Annotated in this window: 15 protein-coding genes; 4 read left to right on the top strand and 11 right to left on the bottom strand. The window is 49.4% G+C overall.

Annotated elements, in window-relative coordinates:
* Nucleotides 1-34 precede the first annotated feature (34 nt).
* The 4 genes from L1285_RS20505 to L1285_RS20520 all read right to left on the bottom strand — a co-directional run bounded on the left by L1285_RS20505 (nt 35) and on the right by L1285_RS20520 (nt 7192).
* A complete protein-coding gene (locus tag L1285_RS20505; protein ID WP_235414082.1) occupies nt 35-919 on the bottom strand; it encodes a CheR family methyltransferase in 885 nt (294 codons plus the stop codon).
* Nucleotides 897-5063 (bottom strand): response regulator, encoded by a 4167-nt coding sequence (locus L1285_RS20510; RefSeq protein WP_235414083.1) that lies wholly within the window; start codon nt 5061-5063, stop codon nt 897-899. Before L1285_RS20510 ends, L1285_RS20505 begins: the two co-directional genes overlap by 23 nt.
* A gap of 267 nt (nt 5064-5330) precedes the next feature.
* On the bottom strand, nt 5331-6515 hold the full coding sequence (locus tag L1285_RS20515; RefSeq protein ID WP_235414085.1) for a sensor histidine kinase: 1185 nt from the start codon (nt 6513-6515) through the stop codon (nt 5331-5333).
* The gene (locus L1285_RS20520; RefSeq protein ID WP_235414087.1) at nt 6515-7192 is read right to left on the bottom strand and encodes a response regulator transcription factor; all 678 of its coding nucleotides are present in this window, start codon (nt 7190-7192) and stop codon (nt 6515-6517) included. The genes L1285_RS20515 and L1285_RS20520 overlap by 1 nt, the downstream gene beginning before the upstream one ends.
* A 71-nt stretch (nt 7193-7263) precedes the next feature.
* Between L1285_RS20520 and L1285_RS20525 the strand changes: the two genes are divergently transcribed.
* Complete coding sequence (locus L1285_RS20525) at nt 7264-9003, top strand: amidohydrolase (RefSeq protein WP_235414089.1); 1740 nt, start codon at nt 7264-7266, stop codon at nt 9001-9003.
* A 43-nt stretch (nt 9004-9046) separates the two neighbouring features.
* Here the strand turns inward: L1285_RS20525 and L1285_RS20530 are convergent, their stop codons facing one another.
* The 5 genes from L1285_RS20530 to L1285_RS20550 form a co-directional block, all read right to left on the bottom strand.
* Nucleotides 9047-11614: a family 20 glycosylhydrolase gene (locus tag L1285_RS20530; protein WP_235414090.1), complete on the bottom strand. Its 2568-nt coding sequence runs from the start codon at nt 11612-11614 to the stop codon at nt 9047-9049.
* Nucleotides 11611-12486, bottom strand: a complete 876-nt coding sequence (locus L1285_RS20535) for an ROK family protein (RefSeq protein ID WP_235414091.1) — start codon at nt 12484-12486, stop codon at nt 11611-11613. The genes L1285_RS20530 and L1285_RS20535 overlap by 4 nt, the downstream gene beginning before the upstream one ends.
* Complete coding sequence (locus L1285_RS20540; RefSeq protein ID WP_235414092.1) at nt 12483-13745, bottom strand: MFS transporter; 1263 nt, start codon at nt 13743-13745, stop codon at nt 12483-12485. Before L1285_RS20540 ends, L1285_RS20535 begins: the two co-directional genes overlap by 4 nt.
* Nucleotides 13746-14414: 669 nt before the next feature.
* Entirely contained in the window at nt 14415-15434 is a 1020-nt protein-coding gene (locus L1285_RS20545; RefSeq protein ID WP_235414093.1) for a fibrinogen-like YCDxxxxGGGW domain-containing protein, read from the bottom strand.
* A gap of 174 nt (nt 15435-15608) precedes the next feature.
* Entirely contained in the window at nt 15609-18581 is a 2973-nt protein-coding gene (locus tag L1285_RS20550; protein WP_235414094.1) for a TonB-dependent receptor, read from the bottom strand.
* A gap of 376 nt (nt 18582-18957) precedes the next feature.
* Here L1285_RS20550 and L1285_RS20555 point away from each other — a divergent pair, with 376 nt between their 5' ends.
* Nucleotides 18958-19824: an AraC family transcriptional regulator gene (locus tag L1285_RS20555; protein ID WP_235414096.1), complete on the top strand. Its 867-nt coding sequence runs from the start codon at nt 18958-18960 to the stop codon at nt 19822-19824.
* A 76-nt stretch (nt 19825-19900) separates the two neighbouring features.
* Entirely contained in the window at nt 19901-20689 is a 789-nt protein-coding gene (locus tag L1285_RS20560; RefSeq protein WP_235414097.1) for a penicillin-binding transpeptidase domain-containing protein, read from the top strand.
* 64 nt (nt 20690-20753) lie between these two features.
* Here the strand turns inward: L1285_RS20560 and L1285_RS20565 are convergent, their stop codons facing one another.
* The gene (locus L1285_RS20565) at nt 20754-23255 is read right to left on the bottom strand and encodes an ABC transporter permease (protein WP_235414099.1); all 2502 of its coding nucleotides are present in this window, start codon (nt 23253-23255) and stop codon (nt 20754-20756) included.
* Complete coding sequence (locus L1285_RS20570; protein ID WP_235414101.1) at nt 23245-23964, bottom strand: ABC transporter ATP-binding protein; 720 nt, start codon at nt 23962-23964, stop codon at nt 23245-23247. Before L1285_RS20570 ends, L1285_RS20565 begins: the two co-directional genes overlap by 11 nt.
* Between L1285_RS20570 and L1285_RS20575 the strand changes: the two genes are divergently transcribed.
* Nucleotides 23963-24595, top strand: coding sequence for an arylesterase (locus L1285_RS20575; protein ID WP_046004017.1), 633 nt, complete (start codon nt 23963-23965; stop codon nt 24593-24595). The genes L1285_RS20570 and L1285_RS20575 overlap by 2 nt on opposite strands.
* The last annotated feature ends 358 nt before the right edge of the window (nt 24596-24953 follow it).

The raw sequence follows: 24953 nt of genomic DNA on the forward strand, positions 1-24953 counted from the left end.
AAACAAACAAATTATGCTAAGCCTTTAGTCCTAGTTAAATGCCAGGCACTTTACGATAAAGCGTTGCTGCGTTATCCAGCAAATGCCATCGTGCACTGGTGTCCAGATAATCAAGGTTCTCAAGCCGCCCCAGCCCCAAAAAACCACTGTGATGCAGGCTTTGGTCAAACAAATCAATCACCCGCTTTTTTAAAGCATTATCAAAGTAAATCATCACATTACGGCAAAGTATCAGCTGCATCTCGCCAAATACCCCATCGCAAACCAAATTATGATTGGCAAACACTATGTTCCTGGCCAGCTCCATACGGACTTTACTGCTATGATATTGCGTCGAGAAATGCTCATGAAACGGGGTGCCCTGTGATATTGCCAGCTGGTTGTAATTCAACTCTCCCTGGCGCATCGTGTCTTCTGTAAAAATACCTGCTTTGGCTTTATCTAAAATACGGTCATTAAAGTCGGTTGCATAAATCTTAGCCCGGTCATATAAGCCATGTACCTTTAACAGCATCGCAAGAGAATATACTTCTTCACCAGTGGCGCACCCGGCATGCCAAATTTTGAAAAAGGGAAAGGTTTTTAAAACCGGCAGCACATGCTGCTCCAGAGACTGAAAAAAGGCCGGATCACGAAAAAACTCGGTGACGCTAACCGACAGTTCCTGCAACAGTTTGTGCATGTATCCTTTTTCGTACAGCACTTTGGGGATCAGGTACGAAAAGTGCGGCAAATCTTCTATGAGCAAACAATTTTGCAAACGCCTGACCAGTGTACTGCGGGCATACTGAGAGAGATCATAGCCACTGCGCTGATATAAAACATCCAGTAAAATGTCTACTTCCAGCGCCTGTTCAGCTGTGAGTTTGGTTTCACGGCCCGGTAATGATGCCATATCAATGGAGTCTGTCGCTTGCATTTTGCGTTTCGTATAACCAGATTTTCATCATAGAGATCAATACATTGATATCAACAGGTTTGGCAAGGTAGTCACTGGCTCCCGCCTCAAGACATTTTTGCTTATCTTCACTCATCGCCTTTGCCGTTAGTGCAATAATTGGCAGATTTTGTGAAATGTCTGCTCGAATATGTTTCATGGCTTCGAACCCATCCATCACGGGCATCATGATGTCCATCAGCACCAGGTCAAACAGCTCATTCTGCTGAAGCTTTTCAAGCGCCAGCTGACCGTTATCGGCCATAGTGACGGCAAGCCCTTGCTCCTTCAGCAACTTGGATAAGGCATAGGTATTGCGCAAATCATCATCAACCAAAAGCACATGAAAGCCAGACAGGTCAACGGGTTGACTACTCATATCATCACGTTTGGAAGCGACTACGCTAGGTGGTAAGCGCTGCTCCACCGAATGTAAAAAGAGCTCCACTTCATCCTGCAAACGCACCGGTGCATGGTCGGTTTTCAGTACAATTTTATCGGTAAAACGCAGCAATTGGTGATATTCATCCCGGCTTAGCTCCTGCGCGGTATAAACAATGATCGGCGGTAACGCCAGGCTCGCCTCTGCGTCCATTCTCTCAAGCAATTCAAAGCCCGATATGTCCGGCAGATTCAAATCAACAATACAGCAGTCTATCTGATGTTGTTTCAGAAGCCCCATGGCTGCGGCGCCATCGTTGGCAATATGCAACACTAATCCCTTTTGCTGTAAAACCTGTTTAATCACTTTACAGGCGTGGGTGTCATCTTCTACCAATAGCAAATGCTTAATGTGCTTTTGCAGCAAGACCTCAAACTTAGCGAAAACCTGCTCCATCTGCTCCAAGGACACGGGCTTAGTTAAAAAGTCGATAGCCCCTTTTTGTAGTGCTTTCGGGTCTTTGTTTTTTCCCGACACAATATGAACCGGGATCTGGCGTGTTTTAGGCTCCGACTTCAAGGTGTCCAGCAGTGTCATGCCGTCCATATCCGGCAGCCCTATATCCAGTATCACAGCACTGGGCTGCGCTTGCTGTATCATGTTTAATGCCTGCTCGGCCCGAGAGCACACCAGCGGGTCAAACTGATGTTTGCGGGCAATATCAGATAATATGCTGGCAAACTGGCTGTCGTCCTCCACAATCAGAACCGTACTATTTTGCTCGGTAGCCAAGTCTGATGACGCGTCTGTGGTAACCATTGCACTGCTGAGTGTTGTATCGGCTGGTTGCCGCTCGGCCAGTAAGGCATCGTCATGCACTTTGACAAAGTCGCTTTGCTGAATCGCCTGGTTTGTTGTGGGTACGTCTGGTTGTGGTTGCGGCTCGTCCTGCTGCTCGTTTTCCGGCTGTTTATCACGCGGAATATGCAAAGCAAAGGCACTGCCTTTATCCAGCTCACTGGTCAGCTGAATTTCTCCGCCCAACAAGTGGCTAAACTTTCGCGATATGGTCAACCCAAGGCCAGTCCCACCAAAAGCCCGACTGGTTGACCCGTCGGCTTGCTGGAAGGCTTCAAAAATCGCCTGCTGTTTATCTTGCGCTATACCAATGCCTGTATCTTTCACCACAAAGCTTAAACAACTCTCTGCGTTCAGCGCCGGGTTGTTAAACTTAACGCTCCCGTCAACCGGCTCGATACATAATTCTACGTAGCCCTGCTCAGTAAACTTAAAAGCATTGGAGAGTAGATTACGCAGCACTTGCTCCAGCCTGAGCTCGTCTGTTTCTATATCCTGAGGTGCTAATGGAGAAATCGTGATTTTAAACTCAAGGTTTTTTTCTTTTGCGATCGGATCAAACTGTTTCTTCAGCCGCGCTACAAAGCCGTGTAAATTTACCCGATCTGAGATCAGCTTAAGTTTGCCAGCCTCAACTTTCGACAAATCCAGAATTTCATTAATAAGCGTGAGTAAGGACTGGCCGCCATTGTAAATAACCTCAATATCTTCAAGCTGATCTTCCGTTAAATTGCCGTCAGCGTTGCGAGCCAAAGACTGCGACAATAACAGCAAGCTATTAAGCGGCGTTCTTAACTCGTGCGACATGTTGGCCAAAAACTCTGACTTATACTTGCTCGATACCGCCAATTGTTCAGCGCGATGTTGCAGCTCAATACGAGCATTTTCAATCTCGACTTTTTGCTTTTGTAACGTATCTGTGCGCTCAGTGAGCTGAGTATTGGTTTGAGTAAGCTGGCTTCTTTGCTCTCTTAACTCTTCCTCCGATCGTTTAAGCTCCTGCGTTTGCTGCTCCAGCTCTTCGTTAGCCGCTTTTAAATCCTGTTGCTGAGACTCAAGCTCCTCAGCCTGCTGTTGCGACTCATCCAGCAGCTCCTGTAACCTGCCCCGTGACAGCGCTGATGCCAGAGCCTGGGCAATACTATCAGCAGACAGCTCAAGCAGCTCCAAGCTGATGTCTGGGAACGTTTTAACACTCGCGATAACCAGTACCGCTAACACCGCTTCATTTTGCCGTTTGTCTTTAATCGGGACCGCGACCACATGCCTCGCGACAGATTGCCCCAAACCAGAATTCACCGACATCGACACATGCTCTTCTGACAAACCACTAAAGTACAATAGTTTACCTTCTAATGCTGCCTGACCAACCAGACCTTCACCTTGCTTAAACTCGGTATTTTCTGAGCTACGATACTTATAGGCATAGCTGGCTTTCAGCTTATAAAGATCCCCCTCCAACGCATATAAAGCACCGACCTCAGCCTCCAGATAGCTACTACAGAAATCACAGGAAATTTTATAGATTTGCTCGACAGACTGAGTCCCCGTCAAACGCTCTGCAATGTCCGCTTGCCCGGCTTTTAGCCAAGTCTGATGCTGTGAAAGCTGATGGGTATTTCGCAAGTTTTTTGTCATGGCATTCAACGCCATGCCTAACAAGTCTTGCTCACCTTTTGGCGTAAAGTCTTGTGTATAATCCCCTTTTTCTATCTCTTTGGCATGCTGAGTAATCGCCCGTAAAGTCTCTGTCATTTTCGCCAGCGACTGAGATAACTGCTTAATTTCTTTACTGCCCTGAAGCCGCACATTAGCACTAAAGTCACCATCCGCAACCTTATCAGTCACCGAAATAGCCTGTGATAACGACTGACCGACTTGCCGGTTAATTAAATAGGCGATACACCCCGTGAGCAATGCGGCGACGAGTATGGCGAGTGATGCCAGACGGGTTAAATCTGCAAGACTGCTCTGACTGGTTGTCAGGCTTTGGTCCGCAAGTTGTTGTTGCGCCAGTTCGATTTCTATTAGCTGGTTCTTAAGAGCCCTGGTTAGCGGCCCCAATAGCTCACGCCAGGTATTCTCAGCTTTATTCCAGCCATTACTTCTTCTGAGTTCAAAAATTTGTGGCAGAAGCTGCCAAAACTCCTGTCTTAATCGAGTCACTTTCTGGATCTGAATGGCTTGCTGAGCACTCAGTAATGCCTGCTGCTGTTGTATATTCAGCCAGGCATCTTCATGCCAAGAGCGATGACGTTCAAACTCCAGGAAGTAGGTTTCCTGATTACTGAGCAAAAATGCCTGAACCGATGCCAACGCACTGGTAAAGCCGCCACGAAAATCGGCCAGGTTTTTTAGTAGTTCTTTGCGTGACGGATCGGCCGCCAGTTCGTTCTCCCACTCTATGGTGAGCGTTACCGCATTGATAATTTGCTTCGCACGGGGCATGGCCTGATTAAAAAACACCTGCAAACCCGGAAAGTTTGCCTCCGACTGAGCGATTTCTTCAATTTGCTGCTGTATTAGCCTGGCTTCGTTGAGTTTATTTTCAAACATTGATAGCTGTGTCTGACTCAACGCAGACTGGGTCAATCGCTTAATTTTAAAGAGTGACTCGTCAATGCCTTGCCAGGCCTCACGTCGGCCTTGCAAGTGTTGCTGACCGCCCCCAGCCATCCAGGATTTCAGCTCGAGTTTGGAGTCCTCGAAGTTAGATCTCAGTGCCTGCATATGCTTAACACTGGCCAATTCATTGGTACTAAACTGAGTGCTACTTTGCTCCAGCTCAGCTAACTGAAAAAGCGCCGTAATGACAATTGCAGCGGGGATCAAAAAAGCCAGTACAAACCCTGCGCTGATGCGCGTGCTTAACGTATTTAACTCCATTATTCCTTCACTATGATAAAAAGCCAGTCCATTTATTCCGGAAATAATCACTCAGAGTATAGTCACGTCACATCAATGTGGGTAAAAAACTGGCTAAAAATCCACCTCCGCTGGCGATGTTGCAAATTCAGTTTTAAGCCACTCGAATAAAGCCATGAACTCAGCTCTTAGCCAATACTGCTCGGACGCAACCAGGTAATATGAAAAAGCCAGTTTGATAGGATCTGCACCAAATAACACCAACTCCGTTAAAACACAGGTGCTGGATCAACCGCAGTGATTATGAAAGTGAATGGTTTGTATAAATAGCGGGCCAGCATTACGCTGCTCCCGCCAGCCAAAACACGCACACACGCGCTCAATGATCCGGGTGCCTAATCCCTGACCATAGTGCACTTGCTTACCACACACACGATTGGTGAAGGTCATTTCTTTATCGCTCAACGTGACAGTAAGTGCTCCCTCACCATGTTGCAGCGCGTTTTTGGCCAGCTGCTCCAGAAGCAGTATTAGCAGGCGCAACTGCACTGGTTGGTTGACCGGCTGTGCAGGTAAGTTCAACTCAATAACCAAGCACTGCTGCTGCCAAGCCTGTTGCCAGCTTGTCAGACACACCCGCAGATCAGCCACATTCAGACGCGCCTGATCGGCTCGGCACAATAACAAAATAGCCTCGCTCAACGACCTAAGATCCTGACCCGATTGCTCCAGTTGCGCCAGCAGGGGGAGTGCATCCAGCGGCAGCTCATCCAGCTGCTCAAAGCGGGCAAGCGTACTTTGGATTTGTGCCAGCGGGGTATTGAGCTCATGACTTAAAAAAGCGGAATACAAGCGTTCTTGCTGCTGCGTATAATGTTGCGCATACGCATCAGTCGCAGCCAGGATAGACTGAGAAGAAAACTCTTCAAACTCTGCGCCTGACGAGTTTTCTGGGGCCCCTAACCTGGCTGTCAGGCGCTCGGACTCTCGCACAATACGCCGGTGAGCAGGCCACCAGCTCAGTGCTCCGAGCACAAACAAAGCCAGGGTCAAGGCAATAAACACCGCCAGCAGGCTGGGGGAATCTTGCTGTGCAATACGATGCACAATATAAAGTGGCTCAAAAGGTGCCTCTGCATAGCGCAAGATGTACACATAATCACCGCCCAGCATCAGCAACTGAGTAACTTCACGGGCTTGCTCGTCTGGCCCAAGCCCGTTGTGGTTAAAAACACGCTGATAGTCTGCGGGCAGGTCTTGCCAGTTGCCCATCAGCTTAGTGCTATCCTGATAAGGCGAGCTCAGCTGGCCCGACAGCGCCACCTCAAGGTCCTGATAAAGGTAATAGTCTGATGTCCCATCCCAGGCGTAGTGATACACCTGGCTGGCCACCCAGATCCAGATCAGAGAAAACACCCCAAACAACAAAAATAGCCGCCTGGCTAAATACCCTCTGAGCGTTTTTTGTCTCATCAACTGGATTCTCGCAATGCCACGCCCTGCCCCTTAAGTGTTTGTATCACAGAGGGCTCATTATCGCGGCTCAGATTATGCCGAAGCCTGGTTAACAAAGACTTATACATGTTGTTGTTCACCTCACTGTCGGGCCAGATGTGACGCAGGATCTGAGCCTTACTAACCGGCGCCGGTGCCTGCTCAGCCAACAGGGTAAGCAGCTGCCATTGCTGAGGGGATAACACGATAGTGCGGTTACCCCGTCTGACAATTTTTGCCGAAAAATCCACATGCAGACTACCCAGTTCAAACACCTGGTTGCACTTAGACACTTTACCCGCCAACAGCTTGACCCGTACGGCCAGCTCAGGCAGCGCAAAGGGCTTAGTGATATAATCCAGGGCACCGGCCGCAAAGGCGGCAAGTTTATCGTCAAGATCCGTTGTTGCAGTACAAAACAGCACAGGGGCATCAAACCCGGCCAGCGATTGCTGCAACAAGCTAAGCGCGTTGCCATCGGGCAAGCTCATATCCAAAATGATCGCATCATACTTGTCAAAGCTGGCGGTTTGTGCCGCAATCTCTCTAGCACGACCCAAAGTTGCGGCATAATCGACTTCAATGCCCTCTGCATTGAGAAAGTCTATCGTCTGGGCGGCCAACACCGCGTCGTCTTCAACCAATAAGATCAGCATTTAACCTCTATACTGTTACCTTGTGGTTACCATGCTACTGATAGTGTATCGGCATCAACGAGGAGTCAACAATGCGAGCAACAAAGATGATCACCAGCAGTTTTCTGATAGCCGGTTTAGCCCTCAGTGGCTGTAACTCTGACAATCAAACCAGCAGCCAAAGTACCAATCCAACCACTCCGGCATCCAGTATGCAGCAGCCCAGTGCAGCGCAAAGTGCCACTATGGTATTTACTCACGGCCGCATTTATACGGTAAACGCTGAGCAACCCTGGGCTCAAGCCGTGGTAGTTAAAGACAATAAGATTATTCTGGTCGGTAGCAATGAAGAAGCCCAGGACTATATTGGCGAAACAACCCAGCACATTAACCTGCAAGGTAAGATGATGCTGCCCGGGTTTCACGATGTACACATGCACCCGCTTGAATCTGCCTCCGAGGCCACCCAGTTTAGTGTGCCAGCCTTGGCTACTGCGGGAGAATACATAGACGAAGTGGCTTATGCTGCCAGCCAACACCCCACAGCCACCTGGCTCATTGGCTACGGCCATGAAATATCTACACTGCTGGAGATGGCAGACTCACCACTGGCGGTGCTGGATGAGGCAGTACCAGACAGGCCAGTGATCATCATGGAGCAAACCTCTCATTCGATGTGGGTCAATAGCAAAGCACTCGCATTAGCGGGTTTGTCGGCCAACAGTATCGATTCGATCGGCGGTGTGCTGGGTCGCGATGAGCAAGGTAAGCTCAATGGCATTTTGTACGACAATGTCGGAAATCAGGTGATGGAACTGGCGATGCAGTCTCTGCCCGACGCCGCTCAGAGCGATTACCTTGGCCTGATTGAATATACTATGCCCGAGTTGAACAAAGCCGGGATCACCTCCATCAGTGACGCCCGTACTTACTGGCAACGAGGCCACCTGGAAACCTGGCAACGGGTTGCAAATGAAGACAAACTGACATTGCGAGTTAGTCTGGGCCTGTGGGCTTATCCCCACATGAACGACAATACCCAGCTGGCTAAGCTCAAGTCTTTGTATCAAAACAACCCTGCCGAGCTATTACAGGTGAACCAGGTCAAGTTTTATATGGATGGTATTTTGGTCAATACCACCGCTGCGATGCATGAACCCTACCTGGAAAACTGGTTGGAGCTGGATGGCAACCGCGGGCTAAATTACTTTACCCAGGCACGGCTCGAGAAGTACCTTAAGGCGCTTGAACCAACGGGCTTTGACTTTAATATCCATGGCATTGGCGACCGTGGTATTCACGAAGCCCTGAATGCCATTGAAAATGCCTCCAATGGCCAGGCCCGTCACCGTATCACTCACCTGGAGGTTGTTGACCCGTTCGATCTGCCACGCTTTGCCAAACTGGGGGTTATTGCCGACGCTCAGGTCGCCGGAGACTTCACCGCTCCGAGCCACTGGCCGGAAACCATCCCCCTGATTGGTAGTGAACGTGCCCAAGATCTGGTCCCTATTCGTAGCCTGACGGATAACAAGGCCACGCTCACGCTCTCAAGTGACTGGAATGTCAGCCCGTTTAATCCGTTTATCGGATTAAGTAACGCGGTGTCGCGCCAACCACAGGCCATTTCGCTGGCACAAGCCATTGAGGCCTATACCCTCAACAGCGCCTATGCGATGCGCCAGGAACAGCGTGTTGGCAGTATTGAAGTAGGTAAACTGGCGGATCTGGTAGTGATTGACCGCGACTTATTTGAAGCCAGCGCCAGTGAGATCCGCGGCGCCCAGGTGGTGATGACACTGCTTGATGGCGAGATTGTTTACCAGCGTTAAATCAGGCAGAGGGCCGACTTGGCCCCCTGAGTTATCGGGTAAATTACTGGCTATCCTGCTCAACAGGGGCCGGTATAGGCAAAGCCCGCCCGGCACGTGTGTTATCCGGTAACACAGCGCGCACCGCATCCACCGAGTCAAAATCCAGCTTGGGATGATAACTAACCCAACGCCCGTTGATGTGTGCTTCTAATTCAAATCCGGGGATCTCACTAAACAACTTCAGTGTGCCATCCTCGCGACGGCTTGCGGCCACAGTCGGGATACGAAAAAAGCGCCCCTGACGGGTTAATTTGGGTAGCTCACGGTAGCCCAGCAAGGCGACAAATCGTTGCCAGTCCTGCTCACGCAGCTGCTGACTTTGAGCACTGAAGTAGCCGCTTTTATCATTGTAAATCCTGCCAGCCTGATACGGTACGGCCCAGTCTGGCTTATGCCAGGCGCGTTCTGCCAGTGCCAGCAAACGCGGATACAACATGTATTCGGCCTGCACGTCATCGGGGATCATTTCGCTCCACAGGTGCCCCTGCATACCGGTATAACCAACGCCCGGCTTAAGGCCGGAGTCTTTATCATCGGCACTGTAGTTGTGATGCAGCACGTCGCGCCAGAACTCCGCATGGACTGGCAAATTATCGGGCATAAACTCAAACACTTTGCGAGTGTCTAACGCCCGGCTGGCCCAGTGATTACCGCGCTCCTGTGGATGAGACTGATACGGAAAATCAAAGTAAGTCACATCCGGCAATGACAATACCACTTCCCAGCCCAGGTTAGCCTGCTGGTGCGCCACTTTGTGCCCTTGTTCACTGAGCGTACTCCAGACATTGGTTTGCACCTGTTTGGGCATTTTCTTCGGGTCTACATCGTTCAGGCCATCACTCCAGCCGGCCACCGTGATGCCTTTTTCTGCCACCATGGCCGCTATTTGCTCGATAAAATAACCGTTCATCGACGCAATGGTTTGCTTCTTATTCAGCGCCTGACAGGCAGGAGAATCCAGCCAGGCACCAGCGGTTTCGTCAGCCCCTATGTGATACGTTTTTAATGGTACACCTGCACGTTCATGCATACGTTGTAGCTCATTCAGCACCTTACCAACAAAACGATAGGTAGCGGGCAGACAGACATTTAAGGTGTTGTCATGGTAGTGCTGGATAGAGGAATAGCGGGTTTTGTCCGCTTCTTCTACCAAGCGATATTCATTGGCCGCCTCTTTTTTACCTTTCGCCATTAATGCCCGGTAACGCGCCTCCATAGCAACGATGGCCGCACGGGAGTGTCCCGGCATATCCAGTGACGGGATCACTTCGATATGGTGCGCTTTGGCAAAACGCAAAATGTCACTGTAATCCTGCTGTGAATAGTGCCCGTTGCGTGGTGCCCCAGTGCCCGTCCCAGCACCCAGTTGCGGCAACACACAGCTCGTTTCACTGAGGTCCAGACAACGCAGCCCACCAATTTTAGTCAGCTCTGGCAGACCTGCGATGGCAAGACGCCAGCCTTCATCATCGGCCAGGTGCAGATGCAGTTTATTCAATTTATATGCGCCCATTTGCGCAATGGTATCCAGTATAAACTGCTTGGAGCGGAAGTTACGGGCACTGTCGATATGCAGCCCTCGGAAGGTATAACGGGGCGCATCCGCCATGGCGACACTAGGAATACTGCGGGTTTTAAGGTCCATCAAACCCGCCAGTGTTTGTACGCCGTAGAAGGCACCGGCAGCATCCGACGCCTGAATAGCAATACGATTGGTGGAACTGTTAAACTGATATCCCTGCGCTTCAATCGGCAATGAAGGGTCCACCGTAACGCTAACTGGCAATCCCTTTTGGGTTTGTTGTACTCCCAGTTGTGCAAGGCGCTTGGCAGCCATTTCAATGTCGGCCAGATTGAGGCCCGTTAGCTCAAAATGCACGCCTTTATCCAGGTTGATCCGCCCCTGAGACACCACTTTGAATGATCTAGGTGTTGGGATCACGCCTTCAGGGGCATGGCTGAATACCGGCTCTGACTGATGCTGGGCCAGATAAGCCGTTCCCATCCAGGGAGTGTGGTCTTTATCGCTGACGCGTAACTGATGGTATGACTCGAATGGGGCCAGATAAGGCTGTTGCTCAAGTTGTGTTTGCTCATCGCGCACCGTGCGTGTACTGGCAATGACTCTGGGGAGCAGGCGCTGCGCCTGATCGGCCAGTATATAGTTAGGCATAAACTCTGAACGCGTGATCTGTGAGTTTTTGGTATAAAAACGAATGATATATTCATCATCGGCAGAAAAGCCACCAAACTGCTCTGTTGGGGTCAGTCGGTGCAAATCGCCATTAAGGTGCTCTATTTTGAAAAGCTCACCATCGACCTGATAAATTGGCATCAGCTGGCTGAAATAAATGGCCCAGTCAGCACCGTCATAAGGCACCGGGGAGCGCAAACGCAGTTCAGACAAATAGCACTGCTTAGCAGGTGGCGGACACGACTTTGGCATGGAGTCAATCAGGTGATAGCGTATCTCCAGGTTATCGGCCACCTCATTTAACTCGCCCTGTGTTAACGCGTGCGCCGTCTGAGCACCCACTAGTGCCAAAAACCCGCAAATAAACTTCTTCATATTCCCTCCGAAAACTGTTGCCGGAACAACTGATAAGCGCCTCGCAGCGCAGCATATTCCAGCTTACCTACTTCTATTTCAAGCCGCTTAAACAATGCCGGATGAGTTTGCCCTGCAAGAGTTTTCCACATCGTCCGCTTGAACAAGTCGTAGGACTTACTGACCGATCCCCCTAGCACAATTTTATCGGGGTCAAAGGCCAACAGAGTTTGTGCCAGGGCATACCCCAGATGACAGCCAAACTCATCAAACAGGGATTGCGCATAACTGTCTCCGCGTAATGCCAGCGCTGCCTGCTCGGCCCCGTTGGTGCCTCGATCCAAAAAAAACTGCCCACTGGTGTAGCGCTCCAAAATACCATCACGATAAGGAAAGCTGCCGAACTCACCCGCTGCACAGTGCCTGCCGCTGTACAGGCGCCCCTCAAAAATCAGCCCGGCGCCTAATCCGGTCCCCAGGCAGACCCCCAGCAGGTTAGACACAGGTTCGTAATGCGGTGCGCCTGGCAGGTAATGCTGACCATAACAATATTCACCCATAGTAAAACAGTTAACATCGTTGTTAACAACTACAGGCAAAGAAAAATAGCCATTTAATTGTGCAGCCAGAGGGACATCCTGCCAGGCCGGAATATTGACCGTCTCCAGCACAGTGCCGCTGCGCAGATCCACCATACCGGGCACGCCGATGGCAATACCACGACAGCTTGCACTCAGCTGCTGCGCAATGATGCCCCGGATAAACTCATCAACCTGGGTCTTGGTCGCCGAAGCTGGTACGCTGTAACGACGCGCGTCGTAGACCCCTTGTTCATCAACACGGGCAACCTGTGCTTTGGTACCACCCAGATCAACACACACTATTGTACTCATCGTCCTGCTGCTTCCTGTGTTTCTTCGCGTTGAACTTGCTTTTGCCAAAACGGACGTATGGTATGATTGCGCACCAGCGGTTGCGCCCACCAGGCTATCCAGGCGATGTAGCCAAGTGGTAAAAGCAGCGCCAGACAGGCCAGCTGCAATGAGCCGGTCAACTGCGTGAGAAGGCCTATTGCAGGAGAGGCCAATGCGCCACCAACAATACCGGTACATAGCACCCCGGATATTGCACCATGGCCGCTGGGCACAGAGTTAAGTGCCAACGAAAATAACACTGACCACATTACAGATAAGAAAAACCCTGCTAAGGGGAAAGCCAGCAAGGCAATGTCAGTACTGCCAATCAGCGCCGCAATCAGGCTCAGCGCGGCCCCCAGGCAAAACACCATCAGCACCTGTTTGGCGTCGAACAATTTAAGTAATAGCAGGCCCAGCAAACATCCCAGCGTGAGCATCATCCAGAATTGGCTAATAACCTGGGCACTATGCTGTGGTTCAATTTGATGATAATTTTGCAAAAACACCGCGATAGAATTGGCAATGCCCTGCTCCAGTGCCACATAGGCGACGATGGCAAAAAAGAAGCGGATCACCGTGGGATGGCGAAAGTAGCCCACACAGGCTTGCCAGCTTAGTGTTTCTTCCTCCTGTCGCTGTACAGTGGCGAACTTGCTCAGGCCGATCCAGAAAAGCATGAGTACACTCAAAAGTGCAAACAGCCAGTACATACTCAACCAGGGCATATTGGCAGGGATCCAGCTAAATTCAGCGGGCTGCGCCTGTACCAGGCCAGCCAGCTTTACATAGACCCAGGGCGACAAACTGGCTGCCGCACCAAACAATAACTGAGCAAGCACGGAGAACACAGCAAAGTGAGCGCTGCCACCGCTGCGCCGCAGTAACGGGTTAATGGCAACCTGTAACATGGCCATGGCCGTTCCAATCAAAAACAGCGCCAGCATGGCCACTATAAATACCGGCGCCAGAGCAAAAAGTAACGCCCCCAGCCCCGCAAGCGTAAACGCCCCAAGCATCACCCGTTTTTCACCAAAGCGCTGCACTAGCAGCCCGGCGGGGATCGACATCACCCCATAGGCGATGAAAAAAGCAAAAGGAAACAAGCCCGCCAGAGTCAGACCAATATCAAAACTAGTGATCAGCTCAGGAAACAATGGACCGAGGATATTGGTGAAAAAGGACACCATAAAGAAGGTTACCAGCACCAGGGCAACCAGGAGGTAGTTAGGTTTCATGTGTCTTACCTTGTTATCGACTGAGAGATAAAAAGGCGGTGGCGTAATTGGAGCCAGTTTGTGGGCAGACAAACTCAATGATCCAAGGGGATCCTGTTAGGGATAGCCACCGCCTTAACTCGTTGGTAAGACTAGTTTGCCGCCATTGTCAGCGCTTTAGCGGCACATTTCTAACAATTGCTAATACTTTTCTAGTTAGCTGAAGAAGCGTTTATCGCAGCAAAAACCGGATAACTATCAGTAAGCTTAGTCCTCTCACCCGACAATCGGTGTTCGCTTTGTATCATTGCAGATAAGACTAAAATATTATTCAACTTGCCATATGAAAAAGTTAATAAATTCGTGATTTTTGATACGCGTAGCTTGGGCTGATACACGGTTTATATAAACCCGATAAGCGAGCAATCACGCTTGTATTATCTTTATTTGCTTATTATTTATATAGCGTTAGATGTGGGTTGGAGTGAATGTTTACTTCCAGGAGCAATGCTAATTTCTAATGTCGTTAGTGCTTATCTTCTTTAAAAAGCCCTAATTGGCTTTGTTTCTTAATGAGAAAAAGTCATCGTTGCGGATAGATTGCAGGTTAACAAGAGTGGCCTGCATGGAAATACCCTCAGGCCACAATTCTAACCAGCTATGGTTCTTTATTTGGCTTGTCTAAACAGATCAACGCATCCAAAGTAGCGCCCACTTGGTTCCATTAGGCTCTCTGCCCGATTGACAAACAGCAGAGCCTGGCGATCCAGGTTTATAAGTACCTCGTGCAGCCCAGCAATAATGTCCATTTACATCTGCCTGCCATCCTATTCGGGATGTGTCATTTGCGAGACCAATATGACCATCAACAACACATCCCTCTACCCTAGTTTGCGGGTCATTCAGGCTAGTTTGACAACTAGGTACGTTTGACCAAGAAGGCATATGATCAACCCGATCTTGGTAACCCCATGAATAACGGACTAGTTCAAGCGCAGATGTTGACAAGCCCAGGCCATAGACAACCTTACCATCCGAACAGTTTTCCTTGGAGCAAGATATCTGTTCTCTGGCATCTGAGAACATTGATAACCCACCCTGATATAACCAAAGTCGAGTTGGATTATAAGGTGTTAAAGCCGGCTCAGTGCCATATTGGGAAATATACTGAACTCCGCCAGGCTTATCCTTGGGGTAACTTCCAACCAAAGTCCATCCACCACCATCGGACGTCATGTCACAATATACTTGCATCGGCAAACCTGCCTCGTCGATGACCTCATACAGTCCGTCACCAGTACTTTTACCTGCAAGCAAAATCTCTCGACAAGATTGTAATTGAGCAGGCTGACTGATTAATATCCGCCAGTCTCCACGCGCTCCCTTGTTAGCATGCCAGGTTCCACTATATGATTGACCATTAAACTGACCTGTAAAGTAAGTTAGCGTTCCATTATTTGAGTCAGACAATGTAAAGCGGATCAACTGCTCGTCACGACTCATAAAACCTGAAAGTGCCTCAGACTGATTTTGCGCTACGAAATTTTGGTTTTCACCATGAAAACTAAACTCCTTGGTTAACGTCGACACTAACTGTCCGTCCAGAACATTATCATATTCAATAATATGTAAACCGGATATCTGAACAGGCTGTGCATAGCTTATTGTGCTCAAAGCCAAAGCCGTAAGTGACGTGAAAACTCCCTTCATAAGAACTCCAAAAGCATGTGGTTATAATATTGAAGTCACATCGTACCTTTGATAGATAAACAGGCGCAAGAGTATAGAATAACAATGGTTATGCTCATTCGCGCAAACGATTGCTGTCATTGGTTGCAAAGAAGAGAAAAAGGCCTGAACCACATACTCAGGCCTGAGGGAGAATTACCAGCGGCCGCGGACACCCAGTGTCAGACGGCGCTCATAAACGTTCTGTGAAATACGATTATCTTTCCACTGTGCGTAGTTCGTTTCGTACTCTTCTGTCAGGTTACTGCCCGACATATAAACGGTGAAGTAATCCGTGACATCATAGCTGGCTGAAACATCAAGATAAGTGGTCGGTTCGGTCCAGATAGCCGTATCACCCATGCCGCCTGTGGTCGTAACCTGAGCCAGGCGCTTAGAACGGTGGTTTGCAGCCAAACGGAACTGGAAGCCATCTTTTTCATACCAAAGCACGGCGTTGGATGATTCCTTGGAGTTGTCAACCAATGGCAAGGCATCGCCATAGAAATCCACCCGACCACTTTCACTGTCTGAATAGGTGTAGTTAAATGCTGCACCAAATCCGCTCCAGAAGCCTGGCAGGAAGTCGAATGCCTGTTGATAGGTAAACTCAGCACCATTCATTGTGCCGCCCTGACCATTAACCTGACCGGTTACACTCACCTCACGGCGCACAACGCCATCGGCATCTGCCAGTGGCATTGTCCAGGTGCTGGTTTCAATGAAGGATTTCAGCTGAATGTTGAATACGCCAACACTGACCAAGGCACTGGGTGAGAAGTACCATTCCAGCGCCAGGTCGGTGTTGGTAGCACGCCATGGCTCCAGTTCAGGGTTACCCTGCATGTTAGCATTGGTGGCAATCAACAGATCCGGAGAAATACCTTCCCGGGCAGCCAGGTCGTCACCCGCACGTGAACGGCTCACCTGCAAACCACCGGCAATCGCGCCAAGATCCAGACGCGTCATGGTCTTACCCCAGGCTGAGCGGAAGATCAGGTCATCGCTCAGATTAACTGCGAGATTCAGTGAAGGCAGGAAGTCACTGAACGACTTGCTGGTATTGATGTCACCACCATCCGATGCCACTGAGCCCGGACAGTTCACACAAATAGAGTCACCAACGACATTTTGTAGTATCTCAAGATCAGTCTTGATGTACTGGAAACCGACATTTGCAGTGTACAAATCGCTGGAGAAGTCGCCACGCCAGTAAAGCGTTTGTGTTTCTTCTTCAACCTCATAAGTACTGCCCGGAACGCCGCCTTTTTTGTTGCCAGGATAAAGCTGATCCTGGAAGGCGAATGGGTCGTCAAGCTGGCGCGGGTCGATAAAGTAATAGCTCCCACCATTGACCGGGCCAAAGTCAGAAACCAGCTGGATCCAGCCTTGTGGCAGTTTATCGAACGTATAAGGGGTGTCATAGCCCATGGTCAGGTCACCGTCAGAAGCACTGGGTACACCACCACTGCCATCGGTATCAAATGCGGCCAGACCCTGATCTTTCCACATTACATCTACACTGCCCTCACCCACCGGGTTACTGAACGGTGCCAGTAAAACATACTGCTCACGCGACACATCGCGATTACCCAAACGCGCCCCAAAGCTCATCTTAGTCAGTGAGCCCATATCTTCAAACAGGTACTCTCCGTCAAGGCGCAAAATATCCAGACTGGCATCTTCATTAAAGTTGTTCTCTGAATAAGTCGACACCACAGAATAACGGTTCATGTTAGAACCAAATACTTCTCCCTGCATTTCGCTGGGCGGCAGTAACACCGGGTGGTCACCCTGGTAATTCAGCCTGACGGGTACCGTGCCCGGACCGTAGCCGCCGGGGTTTACGGCAATCGGACCATTGCCTTCATTACGGCGAAGGTTGTGTGCCAGACCACTGGTCATATAGCCCTGAGCAACGTTTTCTGTGTGCATACGTTCCGCATCAGCCGTGATCAGGCGCATCTTGCCAGAAAAATTGCCATCGCCTTTGTAGGTCAGCTCAAAGTTATAGTTGGTCGATTCACGCTCATTGGTATGGCTTTCTGAGTGCGCTACCACCCGGGGAGCGTGCAGGGTGATATCCTGAGCGGTATACAGGTTATATCCGCCAGCGGTTTTACCCCGATCGGTTGCATCATGCTGTTCCTGCCAGTCCCAGTGACCACCCCAGGCATTGTCTGCCATCAAACCACGCTGGCGATCGGCGTCATCCATTTTAGTGTAAAAAACATCAGCACTCAGTTCGAAATTATCGTTCAGCTGTGCCTGAAAGCTCAGACTTCCGCCGGTACGCTCACGCTCGGTAAATCGATTCACCATACCGTAGCTTACATAAGTGAATTCGGCATCATCAGTGTCGCCATCACCATTGATATCACCCGCAGGACAGTACCAGCATTCGCCGTCCTCTTGTGGTGCATAACCCCAGCCATGATTGGTTGAACCAAAGCGGTAGTTTGCCAGGTTCACTTCATCTTTGGTCAGCGTTGCCAGTACCGCAAAGCGCTCGGCGTTATAGCCTGCGGCAATCATCGCTTTTGGGTCAGTTTCTTTTGAATAAGAGCCACGAGATGCTTCTACCAATGCCGCCCCGCTAAACCCTTCTTCAAGATCAAAAGGTTTGCGGGTCTTCAAATCAACGGTACCCGAGATACCACCGGCCAACGTATCCGCCGTCGGCGATTTCATCACGTCCATGGCACCCACCAGGCTTGATGGAATATCGGTAAAGTCTGGCTGAACCGTGGTCAAGGAGCCTGCACTGAGAAATTGCTCGCCATTAAGTAACGTGGTTACCTGAGGCATGCCCCGTACGTTAATGGTTGAACCTTCACCGGCACTACGGCGAATTTGGATTCCCGGAACCCGCTGTAGTGAATCCGCAATCGTCACGTCCGGCAGCTTACCTATGTCTTCTGCGGTAATAGAGTCAACAACACCATCCGCAAAACGCTTGGTGTTAAGACTTTTTTCAGTCGAAGCGCGGATCCCTCGCACTTCGATGACTTCGACTGACTCTGCTTGCTCGGCCTGAGCCGGCACAACAAAGGCGGTGCTCGAGATCACGGCGGCAGTCACCGCAAATGAAATGCGAGACAATCTGAATGCTGCATTGCTGTGTTTCATCTTCTTCCTCTTATTCTGCATTATTTAAGATGGTCACCTGGCGAAATAATCATCAGGCACTTTCCCTATTTGAACAGGCTTGTAACTTATAAGTTTGCATTTTCAAACTCATATCGGTACAAACCTATCAGATAACAGCGCTGTCATTTTCAGATTCAAACTTTAATGACCAACTATGTGCAAGCATTATGCATGCTTTCCCGCCATTGATGTTAATGACTTGTACCTTTTTGTTTATATTGGATAGGATAGTATTACAAGATACGCGAAATACATCACTGTTAATAAATGAAGGCGCGAAGATAGCAAAACAGAACCAATTTGGCACAAAAAACGTGCAACAAGCCATCAGCTGACTAACGTTAAGGAGCGATCAATGAAAGCAATGTGTGAAAAAATCATTCCATCGCAAAATTGTTCATGGCGATACTGGCTTTACCAGCTCGAAGAAATTCCCTTTAACTGGCACTATCACCCTGAGTATGAAATTTGCCTGACACTCAATAGTCAGGGTATGTGTCATATTGGCGACTACATTGCTTCTTATGGTGATTACGACCTGGTACTACTTGGTCCGGAGCTCCCCCATACCTGGCAGTCTCACGATAACTCAGATGGCAGTAAGCACTTAGTGCATGTGGCACAGATCCCCGCGCAGTGGCTGCAACAACAGCTACAACAAAACCCCGAGTTACAGGGCCTTCATACCTTGTTGGAGCATGCCCGCTGTGGACTCAGCTTTAATCACAAAACAGCCAAAAAAAGCGAAAAACTATTCAAGAAGATGGAACGAGCCACACCGCTGGAGCGCTATATTTTATTGTTCCAGCTGCTCAACCTGATGGCGAACAGTCCTTACCAGACTCTTTCTTCCATGGAGTTTAGCTACGCGAAACAGTTGGACCCCGCGAAGGATAAGTTTGATCACGTGATCAATTATATCTACGACAACTACACTGAATCACTCAGCGCAGAGCTGCTCGCCAGGCAAGCTCACATGAGTACCAACCACTTTCACCGCTTCTTTAAAAAGCGTACAGAATGCACAGTCACTGAGTTTATCAACCAGCTCAGAATAGCCAAAGCCTGTAAATTGCTACTCAAAACCAAGGCCCCCATCACAGTGATAAGCGATCAGTGTGGCTTTAATAACCTGTCCAACTTTAATCGTCGGTTCCTGGCTATCAAACAGTGTACGCCCAGCCAGTTTCGCGCCCGGGTGCAACAAAAAGCCCTGATCTAAAATCTCAATTCAGGTTAGAGTAAGGGGGCGTTCATATGATAGGCACGACCTAACGATAATAACTAAGGACAAACCCATGCCACTGATGACCTCTCTTTCGTTAACCCCTTTGCTTGCTGCCAGTGTTCTTTCCACGCCCGCAACACAACCTGCCTGTCAGGATGGACAAGCCTGTACCATGGCCCTTTACAGCGAGCACACGCAACAATGGCAATTTATTAATCAGCCCAGAGCACAGCAAGCGTACACCCCATTCTCTACCTACAAAATTCCCAATACCCTGATCCTGCTGGATACCGACACCATCAAACCCGGGCAGGGTTATCAGATAGACTTGCAGACCTACCCGGCAAAAAGTTGGTGGTTTGACGCCTGGCGCGCCGACTCAATCACACCACATGCCGCATTTAAATATTCTGCTTTGCCGCTGTATCAAACCTGGACCAATCTGCTGGATAAACCCACCATGCAAAAGTACCTGGATGACTTTAACTATGGTAATCGCGATATCAGCGGACCACACGACAAATTCTGGCTAAACAGCAGCATTAAAATCAGTGCCGTTGAACAGGTAGAGTTTTTACGCCGTTTGCAGGCACAAGCTTTCAAGTTAAAACCTGCCACTTATCAGGCATTCAGCAAGATTTTCTTACAAGAACAAACGGCCAACAGCAAGCTGTATGCTAAAACGGGCACGGGCCCGGTAGCCAAAGGAAAGTACGTAGGCTGGTATGTTGGCATGGTCGAGAACCAACAAGGTCGTCATTATTTTGCTTTCAACATGGATGCCAAAAACTTTAAAGAAGTCGTTACAACCCGGGTAGAAATCGCCAAAGCAACGTTAAACAAGATGGGCATTATCTAAAGATTAAAAATATAAGCGGCTTGTGCCGGTAACAGCACAAGCCGCGATGCATCAATCGTGGTTATCAGGCTACCTTGCGCAATAATCCCTGAGTATTTTGTCGCATGGTATGGGCCACCATAAAGTAGCCGATAAAGGCCACAAACGCAGCACCCGAAGCCGGACCCAGCAGCCAGACATACGGATGTAACCGCCCGTCAACACCAAACAACTGCTGCTGGATAATAAACAGGGTGACATCGCTGACCAAAGCCGCCACAAATCCGGCCAGCGCCCCCAGCAACAAAAACTCATACAGGGTTGCCAGTTTAATCAACCTTCCCCTTGCTCCGAGAGTACGCAGGATAACCACTTCCTGCATGCGCTCTGCCAGACTCGCCTGGACCTGAGATATGAGCACCAGCGCTCCACTGATAAGTACAATGGACAGCACAAAGCCAATTGCCAAAGACACCTGAGCTATCATTGATTGCACCTGAGCAATGTTGTTCTTTATGTCTATCATACTGACAGTCGGGTACTGTAATAACTTACGGCTGATAGGGCGAACATGACTGTCTTCCAGTTTGGCTGCCGTAAAATAGGTCACTGGCAGACGCTGTGCCATCGCAGAGTTAAAGATCATCACAAAGTTAGGCTTGAGCGTGCCCCAGTCCACACTGCGAATACTGGTTACTTTCGCTTCAAAAGTCTGGGTATTGACCAAAAAGGTCAGGGTGTCGCCCAGCTCAATGCCAACCCGCTCGGCCGTGCCCTCAAACACCGACACCTGTAATTCATCCGTTTGTTCAAACCATTGCCCTTCAAGAATTTCGTTGCCATCTGGCAAAGTGTCTGTCCAGGTCAGATTGAGCTCACGGCCAACGCCACTGCGGGCATCCTCTTGTTGCTCTTCACCTTCCTGCCTGGATACCCGACGTGCAAACGCTTCTCCGTTTAAAGCATTAACTCGCCCCCGGAAGACCGGATAAAACGCCTCGTGATGGATGTTCTGCTCAGCAAAAAATTGTTTGAACTGGTCAACATCACGCTCGCCAATGTTGATCAAAAACGCATTGGGCGCATCCTCAGGTACCTGCATTTGCCAGTCAGAGATCATGTCGTTTTTAAGTACAAACAAAAACAACATCAGCTTGATGGCAAGCGCAAAGCTGATCAGCTGAACGGCATTAGCGTTGGCCCGCTTTTGCAAAGTTGCAATCGCCAGCGACCAGCTGTTGCCCGGGCTCAGACCCAGCTTACGCCCAGCGCTGAAAAACAGCCGGGATAACCCAAACAGTACGCCCATTAATGTCGCGGTACCTGCAAATAGCAGTAACGTGGTCTTAATGTCGCCACTGAATAGCCACATCAGCATAAAAATGGTACCCACCGACAGCGCCATATGCACCCGGCTTACGGCCAGCTTGTCACCCAGGCTTCTTCTGAGTACCCGCAAAGGTGGGATATCAAACAAGTCCAGCAAAGGCTTGAGTGAGAACATCAGAGCGCATACAACACCAATGGCAATCGACAGCAACCAGGGTCTTGGCCCAGCCGCGGGCAACTCATTGGCGACAAATTGGGTGAGATAATCAACGGCGACTTCCTGAAGCCCATAACCAATCGCCAGGCCAATCAACAACGAGCTGACCGTCACAAGCGACAAGTGCATCAGGAAAATGCGTTTGATGGTGCGACGACTGCCGCCCAGCGTTTTCATCATGGCGACCGGGTCGTACTGACGTTCACAATAGCGTTTTGCAGACACAGCCATAGCCACAGCAGCCAGCATAATGCCAAACAAACCGGCCAATAGTAAGAACCGCTCTGAGCGCTCCAGGTTTTCTCCCAAAGGAGACTGGCGGTCTTTGATCCCCTGCCAGCTTTGGTTTTCTCTCAGCTGAGGCTTTAGCCACACATAATAGTCTTTGAGCAGCTGCTCATCTCCTGCAAACAACAGCCGATAAAACACGTCACTGCCGGGTTGTACGGCTTGAGTCACAGGAATATCGGCAATGTTTAACAACACACGTTTGTTACCAGCCAAAGAGAAAAACGCGGCATCGGGCTCTTGCACCAGCACTTTAGTCACGCTGAACATGCCCGCACCAATTTCAACCTGATCACCAACTTTGAGGCCCAAAGTATAAAACAGTCCCTCACTAAGCCAGGCTTCCCCCTGAGCGGGCGCCGCTGCAACCTCGTATTGCTCACCCTCAAGTGCGTCTTTAAGGGTGATTTTACCGCGCAACGGATGGCTGTTGCTGACCGCTTTAATTGACCCTAAAACCAGCTCATCGCCTGCGAACAACATAGAATCGAAGTAGATGTTTTGCGCCGTTCTGAGACCAAAGTCCTGCGCCACTTTCAGGTAGTTTTCATCCAGTTCATGGTTACTGGACAGGCGGCGATCTGCCGCGATGAAGTCCGCAGACTTTTGTTCGATATTGAGTCGGATCCGCTCGGTCACTGAACTTAAACTAAATACCGTCAGTACCGCCAGTGAGATGGCTGCAAAAATGATGGTCAGCTCACCTCGACGCAGCTCGCGAAAAAATAACCTCAGCGCCAGTTTAGCCCACATGTACCGCTACTCCTTCTCCGTCACGGATCTTTGCCAGCTGACCGCCCTCAATGTGAATAATGCGGTCACACTGTTTCGCCAGGTCCTCATCATGGGTGACCAAAATGAGCGTGGTGCCATGTTGCTTGTTTAGATCAAACAACAAACTTTCAATTAAATGACCATTTTTAGAGTCCAGATTGGCCGACGGCTCATCGGCAAAGAGAATTTTTGGCGTACCAATAAATGCACGCGCAATGGCCACACGTTGCTGCTCGCCACCAGAAAGTTGTGAGGGGTAATGCCCAACCCGATGTGCCAAACCTACTTTTTCTAGCAGAGCCTGGGCCTGCTCTTTGGCATTTTTTTCACCAGCGAGTTCCGCAGGTAGCATCACATTTTCCAATGCAGTCAGGCTCTGAACCAACATAAATGACTGAAATACAAAGCCGACTTTCTCAGCTCTGAGGCGTGCGCGTTGTTCTTCATTGAGCTGATGAAGCGCTTCTCCATCGAGATAGACTTCCCCCTTGCTGGCAATGTCGAGGCCTGCCAGCAAGCTGAGTAAGGTTGATTTGCCCGAGCCAGAAGTGCCAACCACAGCCACCGACTCCCCTGACTTGACAGAAAAATTGATATCGCTAAGGATAGTGAGGTCACCCTCAAAGGTACTGACGGTTTTACCCAACTCCTTAACCTGAATAATATTTAACTGAGAAAGCACTGACATGATGCGATTTTTCCTACAACTGGTGGTATTGATCTTCGGCACACTTTTCGTATTAAAAGCAAGCGCCAACGATACCAAAATTATGATCATTGGTGATAGCTTAAGCGCCGGTTATGGTCTCAAACAAGCACCGTCCTGGGTTAATTTGTTACAAAATAAATACGAGACAGAGCAAAAAGCGATCACTCTGGTCAATACCAGTGTCTCGGGACAAACCACAGATAACGCGCTGCTGACTATCGACAAGCAACTTGAAAGCCACCAGCCCAGCCATGTACTCATAGAGCTGGGCGCCAACGATGGCCTGCGCGGGTTTCCGCCTAAGCTGATCCGCAAACATTTACGCGAGCTGGTCGAAAAAAGCCAGGCCAGTGGTGCCAAGGTCGCGCTAATGCAGATCCAGATCCCACCCAACTATGGAAAACGTTACAGCACTTTGTTTGCCGACAGCTATCCGCTGGTCGCAGAGCAGACTGAGGCTTACCTGATGGATTACTTTATGCTGCCAGTCGCGGCAGATCGCAGCCTGATGCAAAACGACAACCTGCACCCCAATGCCAAAGCGCAGCCCGTAATCCGCGACTTTATGTATGAGCGCATCGCCAGGTGGCTTGCACACACCGCACAATAATCGCTTTTTCTGCCTTGAAATTGATGAGCTTGATCTGCGTTATAGCAAAAAAGTAGGTCAAGCCTTTGTGCCATCAATGACTTTATCCAAATTACGACACTTTAAAGACAATCCAGCTTAGCAAATATTTCTTTCATTTTGCTTAATGCTCACGGCGTGACTTTGCCACTGAAATAGCAAAAACATTAACTTGGGAAGACACCTTCCACGCGCTTATTGCATACTTAAAACAAACTGTACAACAAGAACAAAACCATTTAAAAACAAGACTTTAAAACACTCAATAAAAATGACTATCATGAGCCATCGATTAAGAGCTAAAACTCTTTAATCTAAATAGTACTGTAATAGATAAGGA

Source organism: Pseudoalteromonas sp. DL2-H2.2 (assembly GCF_021532535.1).
In the GTDB taxonomy this organism is placed as follows: Bacteria; Pseudomonadota; Gammaproteobacteria; order Enterobacterales; family Alteromonadaceae; genus Pseudoalteromonas; species Pseudoalteromonas rubra_A.

Coding starts and splice junctions, on each gene's coding strand:
- L1285_RS20505 (WP_235414082.1), bottom strand. CDS start 919: ATGCAAGCGACAGACTCCATTGATATGGCATCATTACCGGGCCGTGAA.
- L1285_RS20510 (WP_235414083.1), bottom strand. CDS start 5,063: ATGGAGTTAAATACGTTAAGCACGCGCATCAGCGCAGGGTTTGTACTG.
- L1285_RS20515 (WP_235414085.1), bottom strand. CDS start 6,515: ATGAGACAAAAAACGCTCAGAGGGTATTTAGCCAGGCGGCTATTTTTG.
- L1285_RS20520 (WP_235414087.1), bottom strand. CDS start 7,192: ATGCTGATCTTATTGGTTGAAGACGACGCGGTGTTGGCCGCCCAGACG.
- L1285_RS20525 (WP_235414089.1), top strand. CDS start 7,264: ATGCGAGCAACAAAGATGATCACCAGCAGTTTTCTGATAGCCGGTTTA.
- L1285_RS20530 (WP_235414090.1), bottom strand. CDS start 11,614: ATGAAGAAGTTTATTTGCGGGTTTTTGGCACTAGTGGGTGCTCAGACG.
- L1285_RS20535 (WP_235414091.1), bottom strand. CDS start 12,486: ATGAGTACAATAGTGTGTGTTGATCTGGGTGGTACCAAAGCACAGGTT.
- L1285_RS20540 (WP_235414092.1), bottom strand. CDS start 13,745: ATGAAACCTAACTACCTCCTGGTTGCCCTGGTGCTGGTAACCTTCTTT.
- L1285_RS20545 (WP_235414093.1), bottom strand. CDS start 15,434: ATGAAGGGAGTTTTCACGTCACTTACGGCTTTGGCTTTGAGCACAATA.
- L1285_RS20550 (WP_235414094.1), bottom strand. CDS start 18,581: ATGAAACACAGCAATGCAGCATTCAGATTGTCTCGCATTTCATTTGCG.
- L1285_RS20555 (WP_235414096.1), top strand. CDS start 18,958: ATGAAAGCAATGTGTGAAAAAATCATTCCATCGCAAAATTGTTCATGG.
- L1285_RS20560 (WP_235414097.1), top strand. CDS start 19,901: ATGCCACTGATGACCTCTCTTTCGTTAACCCCTTTGCTTGCTGCCAGT.
- L1285_RS20565 (WP_235414099.1), bottom strand. CDS start 23,255: ATGTGGGCTAAACTGGCGCTGAGGTTATTTTTTCGCGAGCTGCGTCGA.
- L1285_RS20575 (WP_046004017.1), top strand. CDS start 23,963: ATGATGCGATTTTTCCTACAACTGGTGGTATTGATCTTCGGCACACTT.
- L1285_RS20570 (WP_235414101.1), bottom strand. CDS start 23,964: ATGTCAGTGCTTTCTCAGTTAAATATTATTCAGGTTAAGGAGTTGGGT.